The organism is Anaeromyxobacter diazotrophicus, from assembly GCF_013340205.1.
Lineage (GTDB): Bacteria > Myxococcota > Myxococcia > Myxococcales > Anaeromyxobacteraceae > Anaeromyxobacter_A > Anaeromyxobacter_A diazotrophicus.
Genome location: NZ_BJTG01000002.1, coordinates 277,854 through 294,398, shown reverse-complemented (window position 1 = coordinate 294,398; position 16,545 = coordinate 277,854). Strand labels below are relative to the sequence as shown.

Genomic DNA, 16,545 nt, shown 5'->3' with positions numbered 1-16,545 from the left:
TTCGCGGGCCCTCCGCGAGCGCTTGGCCGGGGGTCGGGGGATTCCGGCGCGGGGGAGGACCATGGAGACGACGCATCACCCAGCGTCCGCGCCGGACGCGGCGCGCCTTCGGGCGCTCAGCGCCAAGGAGCTGGTGACGCAGCTGGCGCAGAAGGCGAGCCTGCTCGCCCGCAAGGAGATCGAGCTCGCGAAGTCCGAGGCGCGGGAGCAGCTCCGGGCCGAGGTGAAGATGGCGAGCGGCCTGGGCGTGGCGGGCGTCTGCGCGCTGATCACCGTCCAGATGCTGCTGGTCGCGCTGGTGTTCGGGCTCGCCGAGGGCGGGGTCCTCGCCGGATGGCTGACGGCGCTGATCGTCGCCGCGGTGGTGCTCGCCGTGGGGACGGTGGCCGGGCTGGTGGGGTGGAAGAAGCGGGTGCGTCAGCCGCTGCCGTCGACGCGGCGCTCGGTCGAGGAGAACGTGCGATGGGCGAAAGAGCGGATGGCGTGAAGCCGGGCCGCGCCGTGGCACGGCCGTCGCACGAGGTGGCGGGCGAGATCTCGAGCCTCCGCGGCGAGCTCGGCGAGCTGGTGGACGAGCTCGACCGCCGGCGCCGCGCGCTCTTCGACGTGCGCGCCCAGCTGCGGGCGCACCCGGTCGCGATCTCGCTGGCGGGCCTTGCGGTCGCGGCGGTGCTGGGCGGCTCGGTGGCCCTGCTCGTCTACAACGGGCGCCGCAAGCAGCGCCGGAGCTACAAGGCGCGGCAGCTGCGGGTCGCGGTGGGGCGGATGATGGAGCACCCGGAGCGGGTCGGCCGCGGGGAGGCGCCCCCCGGCGAGAAGATCCTGGCCGCCGTCGGCACCGCGATCGCGACCCTGCTGGTGAAGCGCGCGCTGGAGCGGGCCGTCCCATCCCCGCGCGCCCGCGCCGCGCGCGCCGCGCAGGCGGACGGGCACCCCGAGGCCCGCCCGCGCCCCTGACCTCCGTCAGCGCCCGCGCGGCCGCTCCCGCACCGCCTCCTCCGGCCGCTTGTCGTCCCGCAGCCCCTTGAACGACGGGTGGCGCAGCCTGCCGTCGCTCGTCCACTCCGTGAACGCCACCTCGGCCACGAGGCGCGGCGTGACCCAGCGCGCGTCGCGCATCCTGGGCGCCCCCTCGGCGGCCGGCGCGTCGATCCGGTCGGGGTCGAGCCGGCGCTGGAGCTCGCGCCGGACCGCCTCGGTGTAACCCGTCCCGACCTTGCCCGCGTAGACGAAGCGGCGCCCCTCGCGCACGGCCAGCAGCAGCGCCCCGATGCCCGCCGCGCCGCCCTTGAGCGGCGTGTACCCCACCACCGCCAGCTCCTGCCCCCCGAGGAGCTTCACCTTGAGCCACGCGCGCGAGCGGCGGCCCTCGTACCGCGAGCCCGGCCGCTTGGCGACGAGCCCCTCCCACCCCTCGCGCCGCGCCCGCGCCAGCGCCTTCCGGACGGGCCCCTCCACCTCCTCGGCCAGGCGCAGCAGCGGCGGGGCCCCGGCCAGCAGGCTCTCCAGGAGCTCCCGCCGCTCCTCGAGCGGCCGCGCCCTCAGGTCCTCGCCGTCGAGCCAGAGGAGGTCGAACACGGCGTAGACCACGCGCGATCCGTCGCCGTGCAGCGCCTCGAAGGCGGAGCCGCCTCCGCCGCTCGCGACGACCTCGCCGTCCAGCACCGCCTCGCCGACGACGAGGTGGCCCAGCGCCGCCGCCACCGCCGGGAAGCGCGGCCCGAGGTCGAGCCCGTTGCGGCTCTGGAGCGAGACCTTCCCGCCCGAGAGGCCGGCGAGCGCCCGGAACCCGTCGTACTTCACCTCCAGCCGATCCCCGGGGTGGACCTCGGCCTCGGTGGCGAGCGTGGCGAGCATCGGCGGCCACACGCGCAGGAGCAGGTCCACCGGCGGCGGGTGCGCCGCGCGGAGGGTCTTGGCGGCCACCGGCCCGCGGGTCACGCGCCGCCCGGAGACGACCGACTCCGGCCGCTCGCCCACCACGTCGAACCGCGCGTCGGCGGCGTCGTCCTTGGCCTTGAAGAAGAGCCAGGCGGGCTTGCCCCCCTCGCCGCGCGTCCGCACGAGGTGCCAGCGCCCCCGCAGCTTCTCGCCCGAGAGCTCCGCCTCGATGTGGCCCTTCCGCTTCTGCTGCGCGGCCTGGCCCGGCGGGACCGTGTCCCAGGTGCCCCGATCCCAGATGAGCGAGTCGCCCGCCCCGTACTCACCGTCCGGGATGCGCCCCTCGAACCCGCCGTAGGCGAGCGGGTGGTCCTCGGTCTCCACCGCCAGCCGCTTCACGGCGGGGTCATAGCTCGGCCCCTTCGGCACGGACCAGCTCGCGAGCACCCCGTCGAGCTCGAGCCGCAGATCGTAGTGGAGCCGGCGCGCGTGGTGCTTGTGGATCATGAACGTGAGCGGCCCCGCCCTTCGCGGCCGCGGCCGATCCCCCGGCGGCTCGGGCGTCACGTGGAAGTCGCGCTTCGCGTCGTAGACGTCGAGCTTGCCCATCGCCCCCTCGCGCTACCCGACCGCGGCGCGCGACGCGTCGGGGTCCGGCGGCGACAGCAGCGCGGGGAGCGCCGCGGCCCAGGCCCCGGCGAACCCGAGCTCGAGCGCCGCGTCCGCCAGGTAGATGGGGTGGATGCGGCGGCGCCGCCCGGCGTACCACACGTCGATCGCGCCCAGCGCCCCCGCCATGCCCGCGCCCAGGACCGCCGTCTCCGGCCCCGGCGGGCGCTGCCGCGCGGCCACCAGCAGCGCGGCGCCCGCGACCGCGATGAGCGCCCCCACCGTCTTCACCAGCCAGCCCTCGAGCTTCGGCCCCGTCACCGCCTCGAACGAGCGCAGGTGCATGATCGGCCACAGCCCGGTCGCCAGGAAGAACGCGCCCTGCCCCGCCGCCAGGCGGCGCGCGACGCGCCCGCCATCGATCCGCTCACGGTCCATGCCTCCAAGCTGGGGCGGGCAGGCGGGGACGTGAAGGACGGCACGGGCGCACACCCCTCGCCGGGGCGCAGCGCGAAGCGAGGGGTGGAGCGGACGGCCGGAGCCTAGGCGGCGTCGAGCGCGCCGAGGGCGGGCAGCCGGATCTGCAGCGGCTCCAGCTCCTCGTCGGCCCCGATCTGCACGACCGCGTGCGCGGTCGGGTCGGCCAGGAGCTTCTTGACGAGCGCCTGGTTGAGGGCGTGGCCGCTGCGCCGGGCGGTGAAGGTCGCGATGAGCGGCATGCCCAGCAGCGAGAGGTCGCCCATGGCGTCGAGCACCTTGTGCCGGGCGAACTCGTCGGGGTAGCGCAGCCCGCCGGGATTCAGGATCGAGAACTCGTCCACCACGATGGCGTTGTCGAGGCTGCCGCCGAGCGCGAGCCCGGCCGCCTGCATGCGCTCGACGTCGCGCAGGAAGCAGAAGGTGCGGGCGCGCGCCACCTCCCGCGCGAAGACGCGGTCGGAGAAGACGAAGGAGAAGGTCTGGTCGGTGATGAGCGGGTGGCCGAAGTCGACGGTGAAGCGGACCGACAGCTCCGGGGCGGGCTCGACGCGCGCCACCTTGTCGCCCTCGCGCGCCTCGACCGGGCGCTTCACGATGAGGAAGCGCTTGCCCGCGCGCTGCGTGCGGACCCCCGCCTCCTGGAGCAGGTAGACGAAGGGCGCGGCGGAGCCGTCGAGGATGGGGATCTCCGGCCCGTCCAGCTCGACGCGGCAGTTGTCGACGCCCATGCCCGTGAGCGCCGCCAGCACGTGCTCGACGGTCGCGACGCGCGCCGGGCCGAGGCCCAGGCTGGTGGAGAGCTGCGTGTCGACGACGTGCTCGGCGCGGGCGGGGATCTCGACCCCGAGATCACGGCGGAAGAAGGTGACGCCGGCGTCGGGCGCGGCCGGGGCGAGCGTCAGGCTCGCCGGGCGGCCCGAGTGCAGGCCCACGCCGCGGCAAGTCACCTTGCGCGCCACCGTCCGTTGGTTCCAGTTCGCCATTCCGACGCCGTCCTCCGTCCCGCTCGCCTCTGAACCCCTGACGCCTGCGCGGGGTGCGGTCCAAAGTCGAACCGCTGCCGCGGCAGGCGTTCCAGCAAGCCATGTGCCGCGCCGCAAGCCGCGAGGGTCTCCGGGGCGACTCGCGCACCCATCCTGAATCCGCTGTAATTTCCTTCAGCTTGGCAGTGTGAGCGGGCTGCCTTCTTCGCCCACCCGGCCGAGCCGCCGGTCACAGCCCCCCCCGGTGCGACATGGGTGTCACGGTCTGCAACATCGGACGCAGATCTGACGCGGCGGGTTATAGCATGCGCATTGACGCAGGGAAGAAAGTCCTGCTCCTGATGAGCCCCCCGTGATCCCTCTCAAGGACGACGTCCCCGTCCGGCGGCCGCCGGTCGTCACCATCGCCCTCATCGGGGGGAACGTGGCCGCCTTCCTGTGGCAGATCGCCGTCGTGGGGCTGCCACTGTCGGTGCAGGTGGGCGGGGCCATCCCCTACGAGATCCTCAGCCTGCGCGACGTGCCGCCCGCGGACCTGGTGCCGCCGCCGTTCACCGTCCTCACCAGCATGTTCCTCCACGGCGGGTTCATGCACATCGCCGGGAACATGCTGTTCCTGTGGATCTTCGGGAACAACGTGGAGGACGTGCTGGGCCGGTTCCGCTTCCTGCTGTTCTACCTCGCGTGCGGGGTCGCGGCGGCGCTCGCGCAGGTGGGGGTGGCGGCGGCCGCCGGGGACGAGGCCTCCCTGCTCGTCCCGATGGTCGGCGCGAGCGGCGCCATCGCCGGCGTCCTCGCCGCCTACATGATCCTCTTCCCGCGCGCCCGGGTGCTCACCCTCGTGCCCATCTTCATCTTCATCCGGCTCATCTACGTGCCGGCCGTCTTCTTCATCGGCCTCTGGTTCGTGCTCCAGCTCCTCAGCGCCTTCATGGGGGACCAGGGCAGCGGTGTCGCTTTCGCGGCACACGTGGGCGGATTCGTCACGGGGTTCGTGCTGGTGAAGACGCTCGCCCCGCGGACCGGGTGGACCGTGAGCCGGCGCGGCTGGTAGGGCGCCGTGGGCCCGGGTGGCCTAGAAGAGCCCGCCCTGCTTGCCGGCGGGCTTCGTCTTCCCCAGGTGCGCGTACGCGGCCGGCAGCGCCACCCGGCCTCGCGGCGAGCGCGCCAGGTACCCCTCGCGGACGAGGAACGGCTCGTAGACGTCCTCGAGCGTCTGCCCCTCCTCGCCCACCGCCGCGGCCACGGCGTCGATGCCGACCGGCCCGCCGCCGAAGGTGTCGATGACGCAGGCGAGGATGCGCCGGTCCATCCCGTCGAGCCCGTTCGCGTCCACCTCCAGCCGCGCGAGGGTGACGTCCACGATGCGCCGGTCGAGGCGGCCGTCGCCCTCCACCTGGGCGAAGTCGCGCGCGCGCTGCAGGAGCCGGAGCGCGATCCGCGGGGTGCCGCGCGCGCGCCGCGCCAGCTCCTCGGCGCCGTCCGGCGCGAAGGCGAGGCCGAGCTTCCGGGCCGCCCGCTGCACGATCTCGTGCAGCTCCGGGGCGCCGTAGTAGTCGAGCCGCTCCTGGATGGGGAACCGGTCGCGGAGCGGGCTCGCGAGGAGCCCGGTGCGCGTGGTGGCGCCGACGAGCGTGAAGCGCTCGAGCTTCATCTCCATGGTCTGGGCGCCGATGCCGGCCCCGAGCACCACGTCGAAGCGGAAGTCCTCCATCGCCGGGTAGAGCGCCTCCTCGACCGCCGGCGAAAGCCGGTGGATCTCGTCGATGAAGAGGATGTCGCGCGGCTGCAGGGCGGTCAGCAGCCCCGCCAGGTCGCCCTTCTTCACCAGCGCCGGGCCGCTCGTCACGTGCAGGTTCACCTGCAGCTCGCGGGCGAGGATGTGCGCCAGCGAGGTCTTGCCGAGCCCGGGCGGGCCGGAGAGGAGCACGTGGTCGAGCGCGTCGCCGCGCTCGCGGGCGGCGCGCGCGTAGACGCGGAAGTTCGAGACGAGCTTCTCCTGGCCGACGTACTCGTCGAAGGTGGCGGGGCGGAGCGACTGCTCGAGGCGCGCCTCGCCCTCCTTCGCCTCGGCGGAGACCTCGCGGACGGGGCGCGGTGACATCGCGGGAGAGGGTAGCAGACCCTTCCGACGCCGGGTCAGGAGCGCAGGAGCTTCAGCGCCTCGCGCAGGAGCTCGTCCAGCGGGCGCTCCCCGCCCTGCTCGCGCAGCGCGTCGGCCGCCGCGGACGCCTGGGCGGGCTTGAACCCGAGCCCGGTGAGCGCCTGCTCGAGCTGATCGAAGAGCCCGGCCGCGGCGCCCGGCGTCCGGGGGGCGGCCGCCCGGGCCAGCGCGACGAGCTTCTCCTTGAGCTCCACCACGAGGCGCTCGGCGGTCTTCTTGCCGACCCCGGGCACCTTGGTGAGGCGCGCCACGTCGCCCTCCGCGACCGCCCGCGCCAGCTCGCGCGGCGCGATGCCGGAGAGGATGTTCTGGGCCGCCCGCGGGCCGACGTTCTTCACGCCCATGAGCTCGTGGAACACCGACTCCTCCTCCTCGGTGGCGAAGCCGAAGAGCTGGAGCGCGTCCTCGCGGACGTGGGTGTAGGTGCGGACCGCGACCCGCTCGCCGGGCGGCGGGAGCGCCGCCAGCGAGAGCGCCGAGAGCTGCACCCGGTAGCCGACGCCGTTCACGTCGACGATGGCGTGGTCGTCGCGCTTCTCGGCCAACGTGCCGGTGAGGCGCGCGATCACGGGGCCTCGGCGAAGCGGCGGACGGAGGGGCGCAGGGCGCCGGACGCGCGGAGCCTGGCGCCGGCGGTGGCCGGGCGCGCCGCGGCGCGGGGCGGCGGGGCGCGGTGGCCGCGCGCCAGGTGGCAGACCGCGATGGCGACCGCGTCGGCCTCGTCGGCGAGGCGCGCCTCGAGCCCGAACAGCGCGCGGGCGGTGCGGAGCATCTGCCCCTTGTCGGCGCGCCCGCTGCCGGTGAAGGCGCGCTTCACCTCGGCCGGCGCGTACTCGTGCACGGCCAGCCCGGCCCGCGCCGCGGCCGCCAGCACCACCCCGCGCGCCTGCCCCAGCGCCAGCGCCGAGCGCGGCGAGCGCCCGCAGAAGGCGGTCTCGACCGCGACCGCCTCGACCCGCTCCAGCGCGAGGAGCCGCGTCAGGCCGTCGAGGATGAGGCCGAGCCGCTCGGCCATGGGCAGCGCGCCGGGGACGATGACGCCGGAGGCGAGGCGCACCAGGCGTCCGTCGCGGCGGGCGACGATCCCGTACCCGCAGCGCTGCGTTCCGGGATCGATGCCGAGGACGACCACGCGGTCATCCTGGCATGGCCCTGAACCGGCGTCCAGCTTACGTCGAGCGCGGCGCAGCCGCGCGAGCCCCCGACCCGGAGCAGGAACCCTGCCTTCACCGTCCCGGTACGAAGCCGCTCACGGCACCTGCGGCGGGAACAGGGTCGGGTGCTGCGCCAGCACGGTGCGGCGGAGCCGCGGCAGGAAGAGGTGGAACCCGGCGCTCGCGGCGAGCACCACCGCCGCGCCGGCGAGCAGCACCCGCCCGACACCGTAGCGCCCCGCGGCGAGGCCGCCCACGAGCGAGCCGAACGGCGTCGTCCCGATGAACAGGGTCGAGAAGAGCCCCATGACCCGGCCCCGCATCTCCGCCGGCGCGAGGCCCTGCAGGAGCGTCATGGTCCCGGCGGCCTGGGTGAGGAAGCCGAAGCCGACCAGCACCAGCGCGGCGCAGGAGAGCGCCGGGCTCCGGGAGAGCGCGAGCCCGGTGAGCCCGAGCCCGAGCGCGCTCGCCCCGAAGGCCACCCGTCGCCCCAGCCCGCGCAGCCCGCGGCGGAGGACGAGCGACACGCCCGCGGCGAGCGCGCCCACGCCGGCGCACGCCTGCATCGTCCCGAGCAGCCGCGCGTCGCCGCCCAGCACGTCCTTGGCGAAGGCGGGGAGCAGGCTCAGGTAGGGCAGCCCGAAGAAGCTCGTCAGCCCGAGGAGGAGGAGCAGCGCGCGCACGTGCGTCGTCCGGCCGGCGTAGGCGAGCCCCTCCAGCAGGTGCCCGCGGCGGCTGCCCAGGTGCGGGCGCGCGGGCGGCAGGTCCATCACCGCCAGCGCCCACAGCGTGCCCGCGAAGCTCACCGCGTTCACCGCGAAGCAGACCCCCTCGCCCAGCGCGGCCACCGCCCAGCCGGCCAGCGCCGGCCCCACCGCGCGCGCGCCGTTCACCACGCTCGAGTTGAGCGCGAGCGCGTTCGGCATGTCCTCGCCGGCGATCTCGCCCAGGAGCGCCTGGCGCGCCGGGATCTCGAAGGCGTTCGAGAGCCCGAGCAGGCACACCAGCACGAGCAGCATCCAGGGCTGCACCACGCCGGTGAGCGTGAGGGCCGCCAGCGCCGTCGCCTGGATCACCGCGTTCACCTGGGTGATGAGGACGATGCGGCGCCGCGGGTAGCGGTCGGCGAGCGAGCCCGCGAGGATGCCGAACAGGAACACCGGCACCTGCGCCAGGAACCCGAGCAGCCCCAGCATGGCGGTGGAGCCGGTGAGCCGGTAGACGAGCCAGCCCTGGGCGACCGACTGCATCCAGGTGCCGACCAGCGAGACGCACTGGCCGCCGAAGAACAGCCGCAGGTTGCGGTGGCGCAGCGCGGGGAGGGCGGCGGAGAGCCAGCGCATCGCGGGCGCGAGTGTACCCCGGCCGTTGCGCCGCCGCCCGCGGGACGGGTTATGTTGCGCGCCCCGTGGCCCCTCCCCGACCCGTCCGCGCCGAGCTCGGCGCCCTGATGCGGCTGGCGCTGCCGCTCGCCGTGGCCAGCGCCGGCCAGGCGGCGATGGGGGTCGTGGACGCGGCGGTGTGCGGCCGCGCGGGGGCGGTGGTGCTCGCCGGGGCGGGGCTCGGCAACGTCCTCTTCCTCGACCTGGCGGTCACGGGGATGGGCCTCATGATGGGGCTCGACCCGCTCGTGGCGCAGGCGTTCGGCGCCGGCGACGCGCGCGGCGCCCGGCGGCTCCTGTGGCAGGGCACGTGGCTCGCGCTCGGCGCAGGGGTGCTGCTCGCGCTGCCCTGGGCGCTCGTGCCGCTCGCGCTCCGGCCGCTCGGGATCGAGGACGCGGTGGCGCGCGAGGCGGGCCGCTTCATCTGGATCCGGCTGCCGAGCCTGCCCGCGCTGCTCTTCTTCGTCGTCGCCAAGTCCTACCTGCAGGGGCTCGGGCTCACCCGCGCCGTGCTCGTCTCGACGCTCCTCGCCAACGTCGTGAACTTCGGCCTCGACCTCCTGCTCGTCTTCGGCGGCGGCGATCTGCCCGGCTGGGCGGGGCCGCTGCGGGCGATCCCGCCGCTGGGCGCGGCGGGGAGCGGGCTCGCCACCGGGCTCGTGACGGTGGTGCAGGCGCTCTACCTCGCGCTCGCCGTCCGCGCGGTGCGGGTCGAGGGCGGCCTCGCCGGCCAGCGCCGGCCGGAGCGCGCCGCGATCGTCCGGGCGGCGCGGGTCGGCGCGCCCATCGCGCTGCACCTGGCGGCGGAGGTGAGCCTGTTCGCGCTGGTGGGCTTCCTCGCCGGCCGGCTCGGCCGCGCGCCGCTCGCCGCCCACCAGATCGCGATCGCGCTCGCCAGCACCAGCTTCACCTTCGCGGTCGGCATCGGCACCGCCGGCGGCGTGCGGGTGGGCTGGGCGGTGGGCGCCGGCGACACCGCGGCGGCGCGGCGCGCCGGGCTCACCGCCTTCGCGGCCGGCGCCGCCGTGATGGCGCTCTCGGGCCTGGTGTTCTTCCTGTTCCCCGGCCCGCTGGCGCGGCTCATGACGAGCGACCCCTCGGTGGCGCCGGTGGCGGCGGCGCTCCTCTCGGTGGCGGCGGTGTTCCAGCTCTCCGACGGCGTCCAGGCGGTGGGGGCGGGCGTGCTGCGCGGCGCCGGCGACACCCGCTACACCTTCGGCGCCAACATGGTGGGGCACTGGCTCATCGGCCTGCCCATCGCGATCGGGCTGGGCCTCGCCGCGGGCCTCGGCGTCACCGGGCTGTGGTGGGGGCTGTGCGGCGGGCTCTCGGTGGTGGCGGCCGCGCTGCTCCACCGCTTCCTCCGCCTGTCCTCGCGGCCCATCGCGGCGCTCGCCCCGGCCGGCGCCGGCGCCAGGCCGGAGGCGACCTCGTAGCGGGCGCGCCCGGCGCCCAGGAGAACCTCGTGCGCGTCCTCGTCATCGGCGGAAGCCGCTTCGTCGGCTCGCTCCTCACCTGGCGGCTCCTGGCGCAGGGGCACCGGGCCACGCTCCTCAACCGCGGCACGCGCCCCGATCCGTTCGGCGACCGCGTCGAGCGCCTGCGCGCCGACCGCACCGGGCCCGAGCTGGCGCGGCTCCTCGCCGGCCGCGACTTCGACGCGTCGATCGACCTCGCCGCCTACACCGGCGAGGACGGCCGGCGCGCGGCGGAGGTGCTCGGCGGCCGCGTCGGGCACCACGTCATGATCTCGACCGGGCAGGTGTACCTCGTGCGCGCCCCGCGGCCGGGCGGCGCGGCGCGGGAGGAGGACTACGACGGCCCGGTGATGGCGCGCCCCGCCGGCGAGCCGGACCTCGGCGAGTGGTCCTACGGGGTGGAGAAGCGCGCCTGCGAGGACGCGCTCGCCGAGGCCTTCGCCCGCTTCCGGTTCCCCGCCACGCGGGTGCGGATCCCGATGGTGAACGGGGAGCTCGATTACTACCGGCGCCTCGAGACGTACCTGTGGCGGCTCCTCGACGGCGGCCCGGTGCTGGTGCCGGACGGCGCCCCGGCGCGCACGCGCCACGTCTACGGGGACGAGGTGGCGCGCTTCCTGGTCGAGCTGCTGGGCCGCCCCGCCACCTACGGCCGCGCCTTCAACCTGGCGCAGGAGGAGACCCCCAGCCTCCCCGAGCTCCTGGAGAAGCTCCGCGCCCTGGTCGGCTCCCGCTCCGAGCTCGTGCCGGTCGCCCCCGACGCGCTGGCGAAGGCGGGCCTCGACCCGCGCGCCGTCTCCCCGCTGTCGACGCCCTGGATGTCCTTCGTGGACCCCTCCCGCGCGCGCGACGAGCTGGGGTTCCGCCACCTCCCGCTCGACGTCTACCTGGGCCGCATCGCCGCGAGCTTCCTCGCCCACCCTCCCCCGGCGCCGACCCCCGGCTACGAGCTGCGGGCCCGGGAGGTCGCGCTCGCGGCCGCGCTGCAGGCGTAGGCGCCGCGCCCCCGCGGCGTTACGCCCACCGCCGTGCGCTACACGCTGCCGCAGCCCTGGCGCGACCTCGACCACACCGCCGACGTCGGCGTGGCCGTGGAGGGCGCGACCGCCGAGGAGGCCCTCGCCCGGCTCGTGCTGGCCTTCGCCGCCCTGCTCGCCGGCGGCGCGCCGGTGGAGGTCGAGCGCGACGAGCCGCTGGCGGTGGAGGCCGCGGGCGGCGGCCCCGCGCTGGCGCTGGCGGTCCTGCGGGAGCTCCTCTACCGCTTCGCGGTCGAGCGCGTCCTGCCCGGCGCCTGCGAGGTGGTCATGCTCGCGCCGTGCCGCGCCGAGCTGACGATCGGGTTCGGCCGCCACGACCCCGCGCTCCACGCCGGCGGCCTAGATCTCAAGGCGGTGACGCGCCACGCCGCCCGGTTCGAGCGCGGCGAGGATGGGGCGTGGAGGGCGCAGGTGGTGTTCGACGTCTGACCTCGTGGCAATGAGGCACCGGTCACTGCTTCGTGCCGCTGATCGTGCCGGAGATGGTGCAGGGCGCGCCGCTCACCGAGGTGGACGTCGACACGCCGATCGACTGGTCACCCGTCAGCGACGACCCGTTGAAAGTGACGTTGACGAGGCTGGTCGCGACGAGCGTGGCCGTCGAGCCGTCGGTGAGCTGGACGGGCTCGCTCGCGCTCGCGTTCAGGGTGGCCTTGCACTTCGCGGGGTCGAGGGTGCCGGTGAAGTCCGCACCGCCGGACTGCGCGTGCGCCGTGATGCTGACCCCCGTCACCGTGATCGTCATGGTGTCTTCGGTGGTGAGCTGCGCCGCGAGGTCACCGCACAGCGAGCTCGTCGTGTTCGTGATCTTGCCCGAGGTCTTCCAGGTCCCGCTGGGCGAGCACGCGGCGCTGGGGTTGCTGCTCCCCCCGCACCCGGACCAGAGTACGGACAGCGCCGTCGCCACCGCCAACCCCAGGCGTGCGCTTCTCATCATCTTCCCCCCCTCGAGTCGTGAGCCGCGGATCGCACCGGGTTTCTTGGTGCGTGTGCGGCGCCCCGGATTATGGTCGCCACCTGCGGTCACGCGGCGGGCCTGGATCGAGACCCGCCTTCGGGGCTCGTGCGCGGCCGCCGCCCCCAACCACCCAGCCATGACGAAACCATGAAGCTGCGCCGCATCGAGGCCGATCTGTGGGAGATCGCGCGGGAAGGCCGGATGAAGGTGCCCGGCCGTGTCTACTCGGTCGGCCCCCCAGCGCCCGACGACCCGGCGCTGCAGCAGGTGGCGAACGTCGCGCACCTGCCCGGGATCCTGCGCTTCTCGCTCGCCATGCCCGACATCCACTGGGGGTACGGCTTCCCGATCGGCGGCGTGGCCGCGGTGGACGCGGAGCGCGGCGCCGTCTCGCCGGGCGGCGTCGGGTACGACATCAACTGCGGCGTGCGCGCCGTCACCACCCAGCTCGACGCGCAGTGGGTGCGGGCCCGGTTGCACCAGGTGGTGGCGCAGCTCTTCCGCGACATCCCGGCCGGCGTCGGCGCCAGCCGGGCGCTGCCGCGCCTCTCCGAGGAGGAGCTCGACGTTGTGCTCCGCGACGGCGCGCGCTGGGGCGTCCGGCGCGGCTTCGCGGCCGCGGCCGACGACGCCGAGCGGTGCGAGGAGGGCGGGCGGCTCCCCGGCGCCGAGCCGGGCGAGGTGAGCGCGCGCGCCCGGCGCCGCGGCGCCGACCAGCTCGGCACGCTGGGGAGCGGGAACCACTTCCTCGAGGTGGACCGGGTGGCCGAGATCTACGACGAAGCGGCGGCCGAGGCGTTCGGGCTCTTCCCGGGCCGCGTGGCGATCCAGATCCACTCCGGCTCGCGCGGCCTCGGCTACCAGGTCTGCGACGAGGCGCTGGCCGGCCTGGCGCAGGCGGGCCCCGACTACGGCGAGGACTACCGCGCGCTCCCGGACCCGCAGCTCGCCTGCGCGCCCGTCGAGAGCGAGGCGGGGCGCGCCTACCTCGGCGCCATGCAGGCCGCGGCCAACTTCGCCTTCGCCAACCGGCAGGTGATGACCGGGCTGGCGGTGCGGGCGCTGCAGCGCGCCCTCGGCGCGTCCGACGCCGAGCTCGCGGCGCGGGTCCTGTACGACGTGTGCCACAACGTGGCGAAGCGCGAGACGCACCTCGTCGACGGGGCGCCGCGCGAGGTGCTCGTCCACCGCAAGGGCGCGACCCGCGCCTTCGGGCCGGGGGACCCGCGCGTCCCGGAGCCCTACCGCCAGGCGGGCCAGCCGGTGCTCATCCCGGGCGACATGGGCCGCTACTCCTACGTCCTCGCCGGCACGGCGCGCGCCATGGAGGACACCTTCGGCTCCTCCTGCCACGGGGCCGGGCGCCTGCTCTCGCGCGGGCGGGCGCTCGCGGCCGCGCGCGGGCGCTCCATCGCGCGCGAGCTCGCCGAGCGCGGCATCGAGGTGCTGTCGCGCGGGCCGAAGACGCTGGGCGAGGAGATGAGCGACGCGTACAAGGACGTGGCCGACGTGGTCGGCGTCATGGCGCGCGCCGGCGTCACCCGGCTCGTCGCGCGGCTCGAGCCCATGGGGGTGGTGAAGGGGTGACGCGGAGCGCCCTCTCGATCAGGTGCCGCCCCAACGGGCGCCCGCTCGCGCCCGAGCCGACCCCGGGGACGACTTAGATTTCGATCCATGGACGCGCCCCGCCTTCCCCTGGTCCTCTTGCCCGGCGGGAGACCCGCCACCGCGCCAAACCACCGGTCCCATGCCGATCTGCGGGTGCACCCGGGCGGCGAGGCCGCCGATCTCGAGGAGGCGCTCGCCGAGGCGGTCGAGACGGCGCGGCTCATGCGGCTCGAGATCGAGCGGCGCATCGCCCGGGCGCTCGACGCCTTCCAGGACCGGGGCTAGCTCCCTCGCCCGCTCCTGCCGGGCTTCCCTGTGCCGCAGCGCGTCCCCATCTTCCAGGACAAGGAGGAGCGAACGCCATGGCGATGGGCGACGACGACAAGCTGGAAGGCAAGTGGGACGAGGCCAAGGGCCGCGTGAAGAACGCCGCCGGCGAGATCACCGGCAATCGCGAGCTCAAGGACGAAGGGACGATGGACAAGCTCAAGGGGAAGCTGAAGGACATCAAGGGCGACATCAAGGGCGCCCTCGACCCCGACAAGCGGCACTGACGTCGGCGCGAACCCGAGGCCCCGACCCTGCGCGCGCACGGCGCGCGGGCCGGGGCCTCCCTATGTACCGGCCGTGATCGAGCCCCTCCCCGGCGCAGCGCCCCACCCTGCCGCGCTCCAGGCCAGCCTCGAGCGGGCGATCGAGCGCCTCGGGCCCGGCTACCGGCCCCGCACCCGCCACCTCGCCGGCGACGGCCGCCCTCGCTTCACCAACCGGCTCGCCCTCGAGTCGAGCCCCTACCTGCTGCAGCACGCCCACAACCCGGTGGCGTGGTGGCCCTGGGGCGACGAGGCGTTCGAGGAGGCGCGCCGCACGGGCCGGCCGATCTTCCTCTCCATCGGCTACTCGACCTGCCACTGGTGCCACGTCATGGAGCGCGAGTCCTTCGAGGACGAGGAGGTCGCGCGCTACCTCAACCAGCGCTACGTGGCCATCAAGGTGGACCGCGAGGAGCGGCCCGACGTCGACGCCATCTACATGACCGCGGTGCAGGCGCTCACCGGCGGCGGCGGCTGGCCGATGACGGTCTTCCTGGACGCCGACCGCGAGCCGTTCTTCGCCGGCACCTACTTCCCGGCGCGCGACGGCGACCGCGGCCCCGCGCGCGGGCTGCTCTCGATCCTGGCCGAGATCGTGGCCGTCTGGGAGCGTGATCCACCCCGGGTGAAGAACGCCGGGCGGGCGCTCGCCGAGGCCATCCGGGTGGCGCTCTCGGGCGCCGGCGCGGCGCCGGGGGACGCGCCGCCGGGCGCGGAGCCCATCCAGCGGGCGGTGCGCTTCTTCGAGGGCGTCTTCGACGCGCAGCACGGGGGCGTGAACCGCGCCCCCAAGTTCCCCTCCAACCTGCCGGTGCGGCTCCTGCTGCGGCACCACCGCCGCACGCACGACCCGAGCTCGCTCCACATGGCGCTCCTCACCCTGGAGCGGATGGCGGCGGGCGGGCTCATGGACCAGGTCGGCGGCGGGTTCCACCGCTACTCCACCGACGAGCGCTGGCTCGTCCCGCACTTCGAGAAGATGCTCTACGACAACGCGCAGCTGGCGGTGGCCTACGCGGAGGCGTGGCAGGTCACCGGCCGGCGCGACCTCGCGCGCGTCGCGCGCCAGACGCTCGACTACGTCCTGCGCGAGCTCGCCTCGCCCGAGGGCGCGCTCTGGTCCGCCACCGACGCCGACTCGGAGGGCGAGGAGGGCCGCTTCTACGTCTGGGAGGAGCGCGAGCTGCGGGAAGTGCTCGGGGCCGGCGCCGACCGCTTCCTCGCCTTCTACGGCGTCACGCCCGGCGGGAACTTCGAGGGCAGGAACATCCTCGCGGTGCCGTCGCCGGACGAGGACGCCTGGGAGGCGCTGGCGCCGGCGCGCGTCGCGCTCTACCAGGCGCGCGCCCGGCGGCCGCCGCCGCTCCTCGACGACAAGGTGGTGGCGGCCTGGAACGGTCTCGGCCTCTCCGCCCTCGCCTTCGGCGGGCGCGTGCTGGACGAGCCGCTCTACGTCGAGGCGGCCGCCCGCGCCGCGCGCTTCGTCCTCGGGACGCTGCGCCCCGCCGGGCGCCTCGCGCGGAGCTGGCGCGCCGGCGCGCTCGGGCCACCGGGCTACCTCTCCGACCACGCCTTCCTGGTCCAGGGCCTGCTCGACCTGCACGAGGCGACGCTCGACCCGACCTGGCTGCGCGAGGCGCTCGCGCTGGCCAGCGCGACCGAGGAGCTGTTCGCCGACCCCCGCGGCGGCTGGTTCGTGACCGGCCACGACCAGGAGGAGCTCCTCGCGCGCGAGAAGCCCACCCACGACGGCGCCGAGCCGTCCGGCGCGGCGGTGGCGCTCCTGAACGCGGTCCGGCTGGAGGCCTACACCGCCGACGCGCGCTGGAGCGAGGTGGTGCAGCGGGCGCTGCGCTGGTACGCGCCCGCGCTGGCCGAGCAGCCGGTCGCGTTGACCGAGCTCCTCCTCGGGCTCGACGCCGCGCTCGACGGGCCGGGAGAGGTGGTCCTCGTCTGGCCGGAGGACGCCGAGGCCCCCGCGGCCATGCTGGAGGTGCTGCGGCGGACGTTCATGCCGGCGCGCGCGCTCACCGGAGCGGCCGAGGGCGCCACGCTGGCGCGGCTGGCCGCGGCGGCGCCGGTGGCCGCCGGCCGCGCCGCGGTGAGTGGCCAGCCCACCGCCTACGTCTGCGAGCGCGGCGCGTGCCGGCTGCCCGCCGTCACGCCCGAGAAGCTCGCCGATCAGCTCCGCCCCGTCCGCCCCTACCGCGGCTGAGGG

18 protein-coding genes are annotated in these 16,545 nt (G+C 75.6%); 10 read left to right on the top strand and 8 right to left on the bottom strand.

What is annotated here, in order from left to right:
• Positions 1–61 precede the first annotated feature (61 nt).
• Positions 62–487, top strand: a complete 426-nt coding sequence (locus HWY08_RS04315) for a phage holin family protein (RefSeq protein ID WP_176063299.1) — start codon at positions 62–64, stop codon at positions 485–487.
• A complete protein-coding gene (locus HWY08_RS04310; RefSeq protein WP_235969450.1) occupies positions 484–957 on the top strand; it encodes a hypothetical protein in 474 nt (157 codons plus the stop codon). Before HWY08_RS04315 ends, HWY08_RS04310 begins: the two co-directional genes overlap by 4 nt.
• Before the next feature lie 6 nt (positions 958–963).
• Here the strand turns inward: HWY08_RS04310 and ligD are convergent, their stop codons facing one another.
• From ligD to lpxC, 3 genes are all read right to left on the bottom strand, one after another.
• Entirely contained in the window at positions 964–2,490 is a 1,527-nt protein-coding gene (ligD, locus tag HWY08_RS04305) for a non-homologous end-joining DNA ligase (protein WP_176063295.1), read from the bottom strand.
• A 12-nt stretch (positions 2,491–2,502) separates the two neighbouring features.
• A complete protein-coding gene (locus HWY08_RS04300; protein ID WP_176063293.1) occupies positions 2,503–2,928 on the bottom strand; it encodes a hypothetical protein in 426 nt (141 codons plus the stop codon).
• Between the two features lie 104 nt (positions 2,929–3,032).
• Complete coding sequence (gene lpxC, locus HWY08_RS04295) at positions 3,033–3,953, bottom strand: UDP-3-O-acyl-N-acetylglucosamine deacetylase (RefSeq protein ID WP_176063291.1); 921 nt, start codon at positions 3,951–3,953, stop codon at positions 3,033–3,035.
• A 352-nt stretch (positions 3,954–4,305) separates the two neighbouring features.
• Between lpxC and HWY08_RS04290 the strand changes: the two genes are divergently transcribed.
• Positions 4,306–5,007, top strand: coding sequence for a rhomboid family intramembrane serine protease (locus HWY08_RS04290; RefSeq protein WP_176063289.1), 702 nt, complete (start codon positions 4,306–4,308; stop codon positions 5,005–5,007).
• Between the two features lie 21 nt (positions 5,008–5,028).
• Here the strand turns inward: HWY08_RS04290 and ruvB are convergent, their stop codons facing one another.
• From ruvB to HWY08_RS04270, 4 genes are all read right to left on the bottom strand, one after another.
• Positions 5,029–6,057, bottom strand: a complete 1,029-nt coding sequence (gene ruvB, locus HWY08_RS04285) for a Holliday junction branch migration DNA helicase RuvB (RefSeq protein ID WP_176063287.1) — start codon at positions 6,055–6,057, stop codon at positions 5,029–5,031.
• 35 nt (positions 6,058–6,092) lie between these two features.
• Complete coding sequence (gene ruvA / locus HWY08_RS04280; RefSeq protein ID WP_176063285.1) at positions 6,093–6,686, bottom strand: Holliday junction branch migration protein RuvA; 594 nt, start codon at positions 6,684–6,686, stop codon at positions 6,093–6,095.
• The gene (gene ruvC, locus HWY08_RS04275; protein WP_176063283.1) at positions 6,683–7,249 is read right to left on the bottom strand and encodes a crossover junction endodeoxyribonuclease RuvC; all 567 of its coding nucleotides are present in this window, start codon (positions 7,247–7,249) and stop codon (positions 6,683–6,685) included. The genes ruvA and ruvC overlap by 4 nt, the downstream gene beginning before the upstream one ends.
• A 117-nt stretch (positions 7,250–7,366) precedes the next feature.
• The gene (locus tag HWY08_RS04270) at positions 7,367–8,614 is read right to left on the bottom strand and encodes an MFS transporter (protein ID WP_176063281.1); all 1,248 of its coding nucleotides are present in this window, start codon (positions 8,612–8,614) and stop codon (positions 7,367–7,369) included.
• 65 nt (positions 8,615–8,679) lie between these two features.
• Here HWY08_RS04270 and HWY08_RS04265 point away from each other — a divergent pair, with 65 nt between their 5' ends.
• From HWY08_RS04265 to HWY08_RS04255, 3 genes are read left to right on the top strand one after another with little or no spacing between them, the layout of a single operon-like run.
• Positions 8,680–10,089, top strand: coding sequence for an MATE family efflux transporter (locus HWY08_RS04265; protein WP_308469062.1), 1,410 nt, complete (start codon positions 8,680–8,682; stop codon positions 10,087–10,089).
• A gap of 29 nt (positions 10,090–10,118) precedes the next feature.
• Positions 10,119–11,126 (top strand): NAD-dependent epimerase/dehydratase family protein, encoded by a 1,008-nt coding sequence (locus tag HWY08_RS04260; RefSeq protein ID WP_176063279.1) that lies wholly within the window; start codon positions 10,119–10,121, stop codon positions 11,124–11,126.
• Positions 11,127–11,159: 33 nt separating this feature from the next.
• Entirely contained in the window at positions 11,160–11,597 is a 438-nt protein-coding gene (locus HWY08_RS04255) for an archease (protein WP_176063277.1), read from the top strand.
• Positions 11,598–11,619: 22 nt separating this feature from the next.
• Here the strand turns inward: HWY08_RS04255 and HWY08_RS04250 are convergent, their stop codons facing one another.
• Entirely contained in the window at positions 11,620–12,102 is a 483-nt protein-coding gene (locus HWY08_RS04250; protein ID WP_176063274.1) for a hypothetical protein, read from the bottom strand.
• A 171-nt stretch (positions 12,103–12,273) separates the two neighbouring features.
• Between HWY08_RS04250 and HWY08_RS04245 the strand changes: the two genes are divergently transcribed.
• The 4 genes from HWY08_RS04245 (at position 12,274) to HWY08_RS04230 (ending at position 16,542) form a co-directional block, all read left to right on the top strand.
• Positions 12,274–13,713 (top strand): RtcB family protein, encoded by a 1,440-nt coding sequence (locus HWY08_RS04245; RefSeq protein ID WP_176063272.1) that lies wholly within the window; start codon positions 12,274–12,276, stop codon positions 13,711–13,713.
• 87 nt (positions 13,714–13,800) lie between these two features.
• Positions 13,801–14,019, top strand: coding sequence for a hypothetical protein (locus HWY08_RS04240; protein WP_176063270.1), 219 nt, complete (start codon positions 13,801–13,803; stop codon positions 14,017–14,019).
• Between the two features lie 77 nt (positions 14,020–14,096).
• Positions 14,097–14,288 carry a CsbD family protein gene (locus tag HWY08_RS04235; protein ID WP_176063268.1) on the top strand — a complete coding sequence of 64 codons (192 nt, stop codon included), beginning with the start codon at positions 14,097–14,099 and terminating at the stop codon, positions 14,286–14,288.
• Between the two features lie 73 nt (positions 14,289–14,361).
• Entirely contained in the window at positions 14,362–16,542 is a 2,181-nt protein-coding gene (locus HWY08_RS04230; protein ID WP_176063266.1) for a thioredoxin domain-containing protein, read from the top strand.
• The last annotated feature ends 3 nt before the right edge of the window (positions 16,543–16,545 follow it).

What these genes read in the sequence shown, in the direction of transcription:
- HWY08_RS04235 (WP_176063268.1), top strand. Translation starts at nt 14,097, where the DNA reads ATGGCGATGGGCGACGACGACAAGCTGGAAGGCAAGTGGGACGAGGCC.
- HWY08_RS04240 (WP_176063270.1), top strand. Translation starts at nt 13,801, where the DNA reads ATGGACGCGCCCCGCCTTCCCCTGGTCCTCTTGCCCGGCGGGAGACCC.
- HWY08_RS04315 (WP_176063299.1), top strand. Translation starts at nt 62, where the DNA reads ATGGAGACGACGCATCACCCAGCGTCCGCGCCGGACGCGGCGCGCCTT.
- HWY08_RS04245 (WP_176063272.1), top strand. Translation starts at nt 12,274, where the DNA reads ATGAAGCTGCGCCGCATCGAGGCCGATCTGTGGGAGATCGCGCGGGAA.
- HWY08_RS04300 (WP_176063293.1), bottom strand. Translation starts at nt 2,928, where the DNA reads ATGGACCGTGAGCGGATCGATGGCGGGCGCGTCGCGCGCCGCCTGGCG.
- ruvB (WP_176063287.1), bottom strand. Translation starts at nt 6,057, where the DNA reads ATGTCACCGCGCCCCGTCCGCGAGGTCTCCGCCGAGGCGAAGGAGGGC.
- HWY08_RS04270 (WP_176063281.1), bottom strand. Translation starts at nt 8,614, where the DNA reads ATGCGCTGGCTCTCCGCCGCCCTCCCCGCGCTGCGCCACCGCAACCTG.
- HWY08_RS04250 (WP_176063274.1), bottom strand. Translation starts at nt 12,102, where the DNA reads ATGAGAAGCGCACGCCTGGGGTTGGCGGTGGCGACGGCGCTGTCCGTA.
- ligD (WP_176063295.1), bottom strand. Translation starts at nt 2,490, where the DNA reads ATGGGCAAGCTCGACGTCTACGACGCGAAGCGCGACTTCCACGTGACG.
- lpxC (WP_176063291.1), bottom strand. Translation starts at nt 3,953, where the DNA reads ATGGCGAACTGGAACCAACGGACGGTGGCGCGCAAGGTGACTTGCCGC.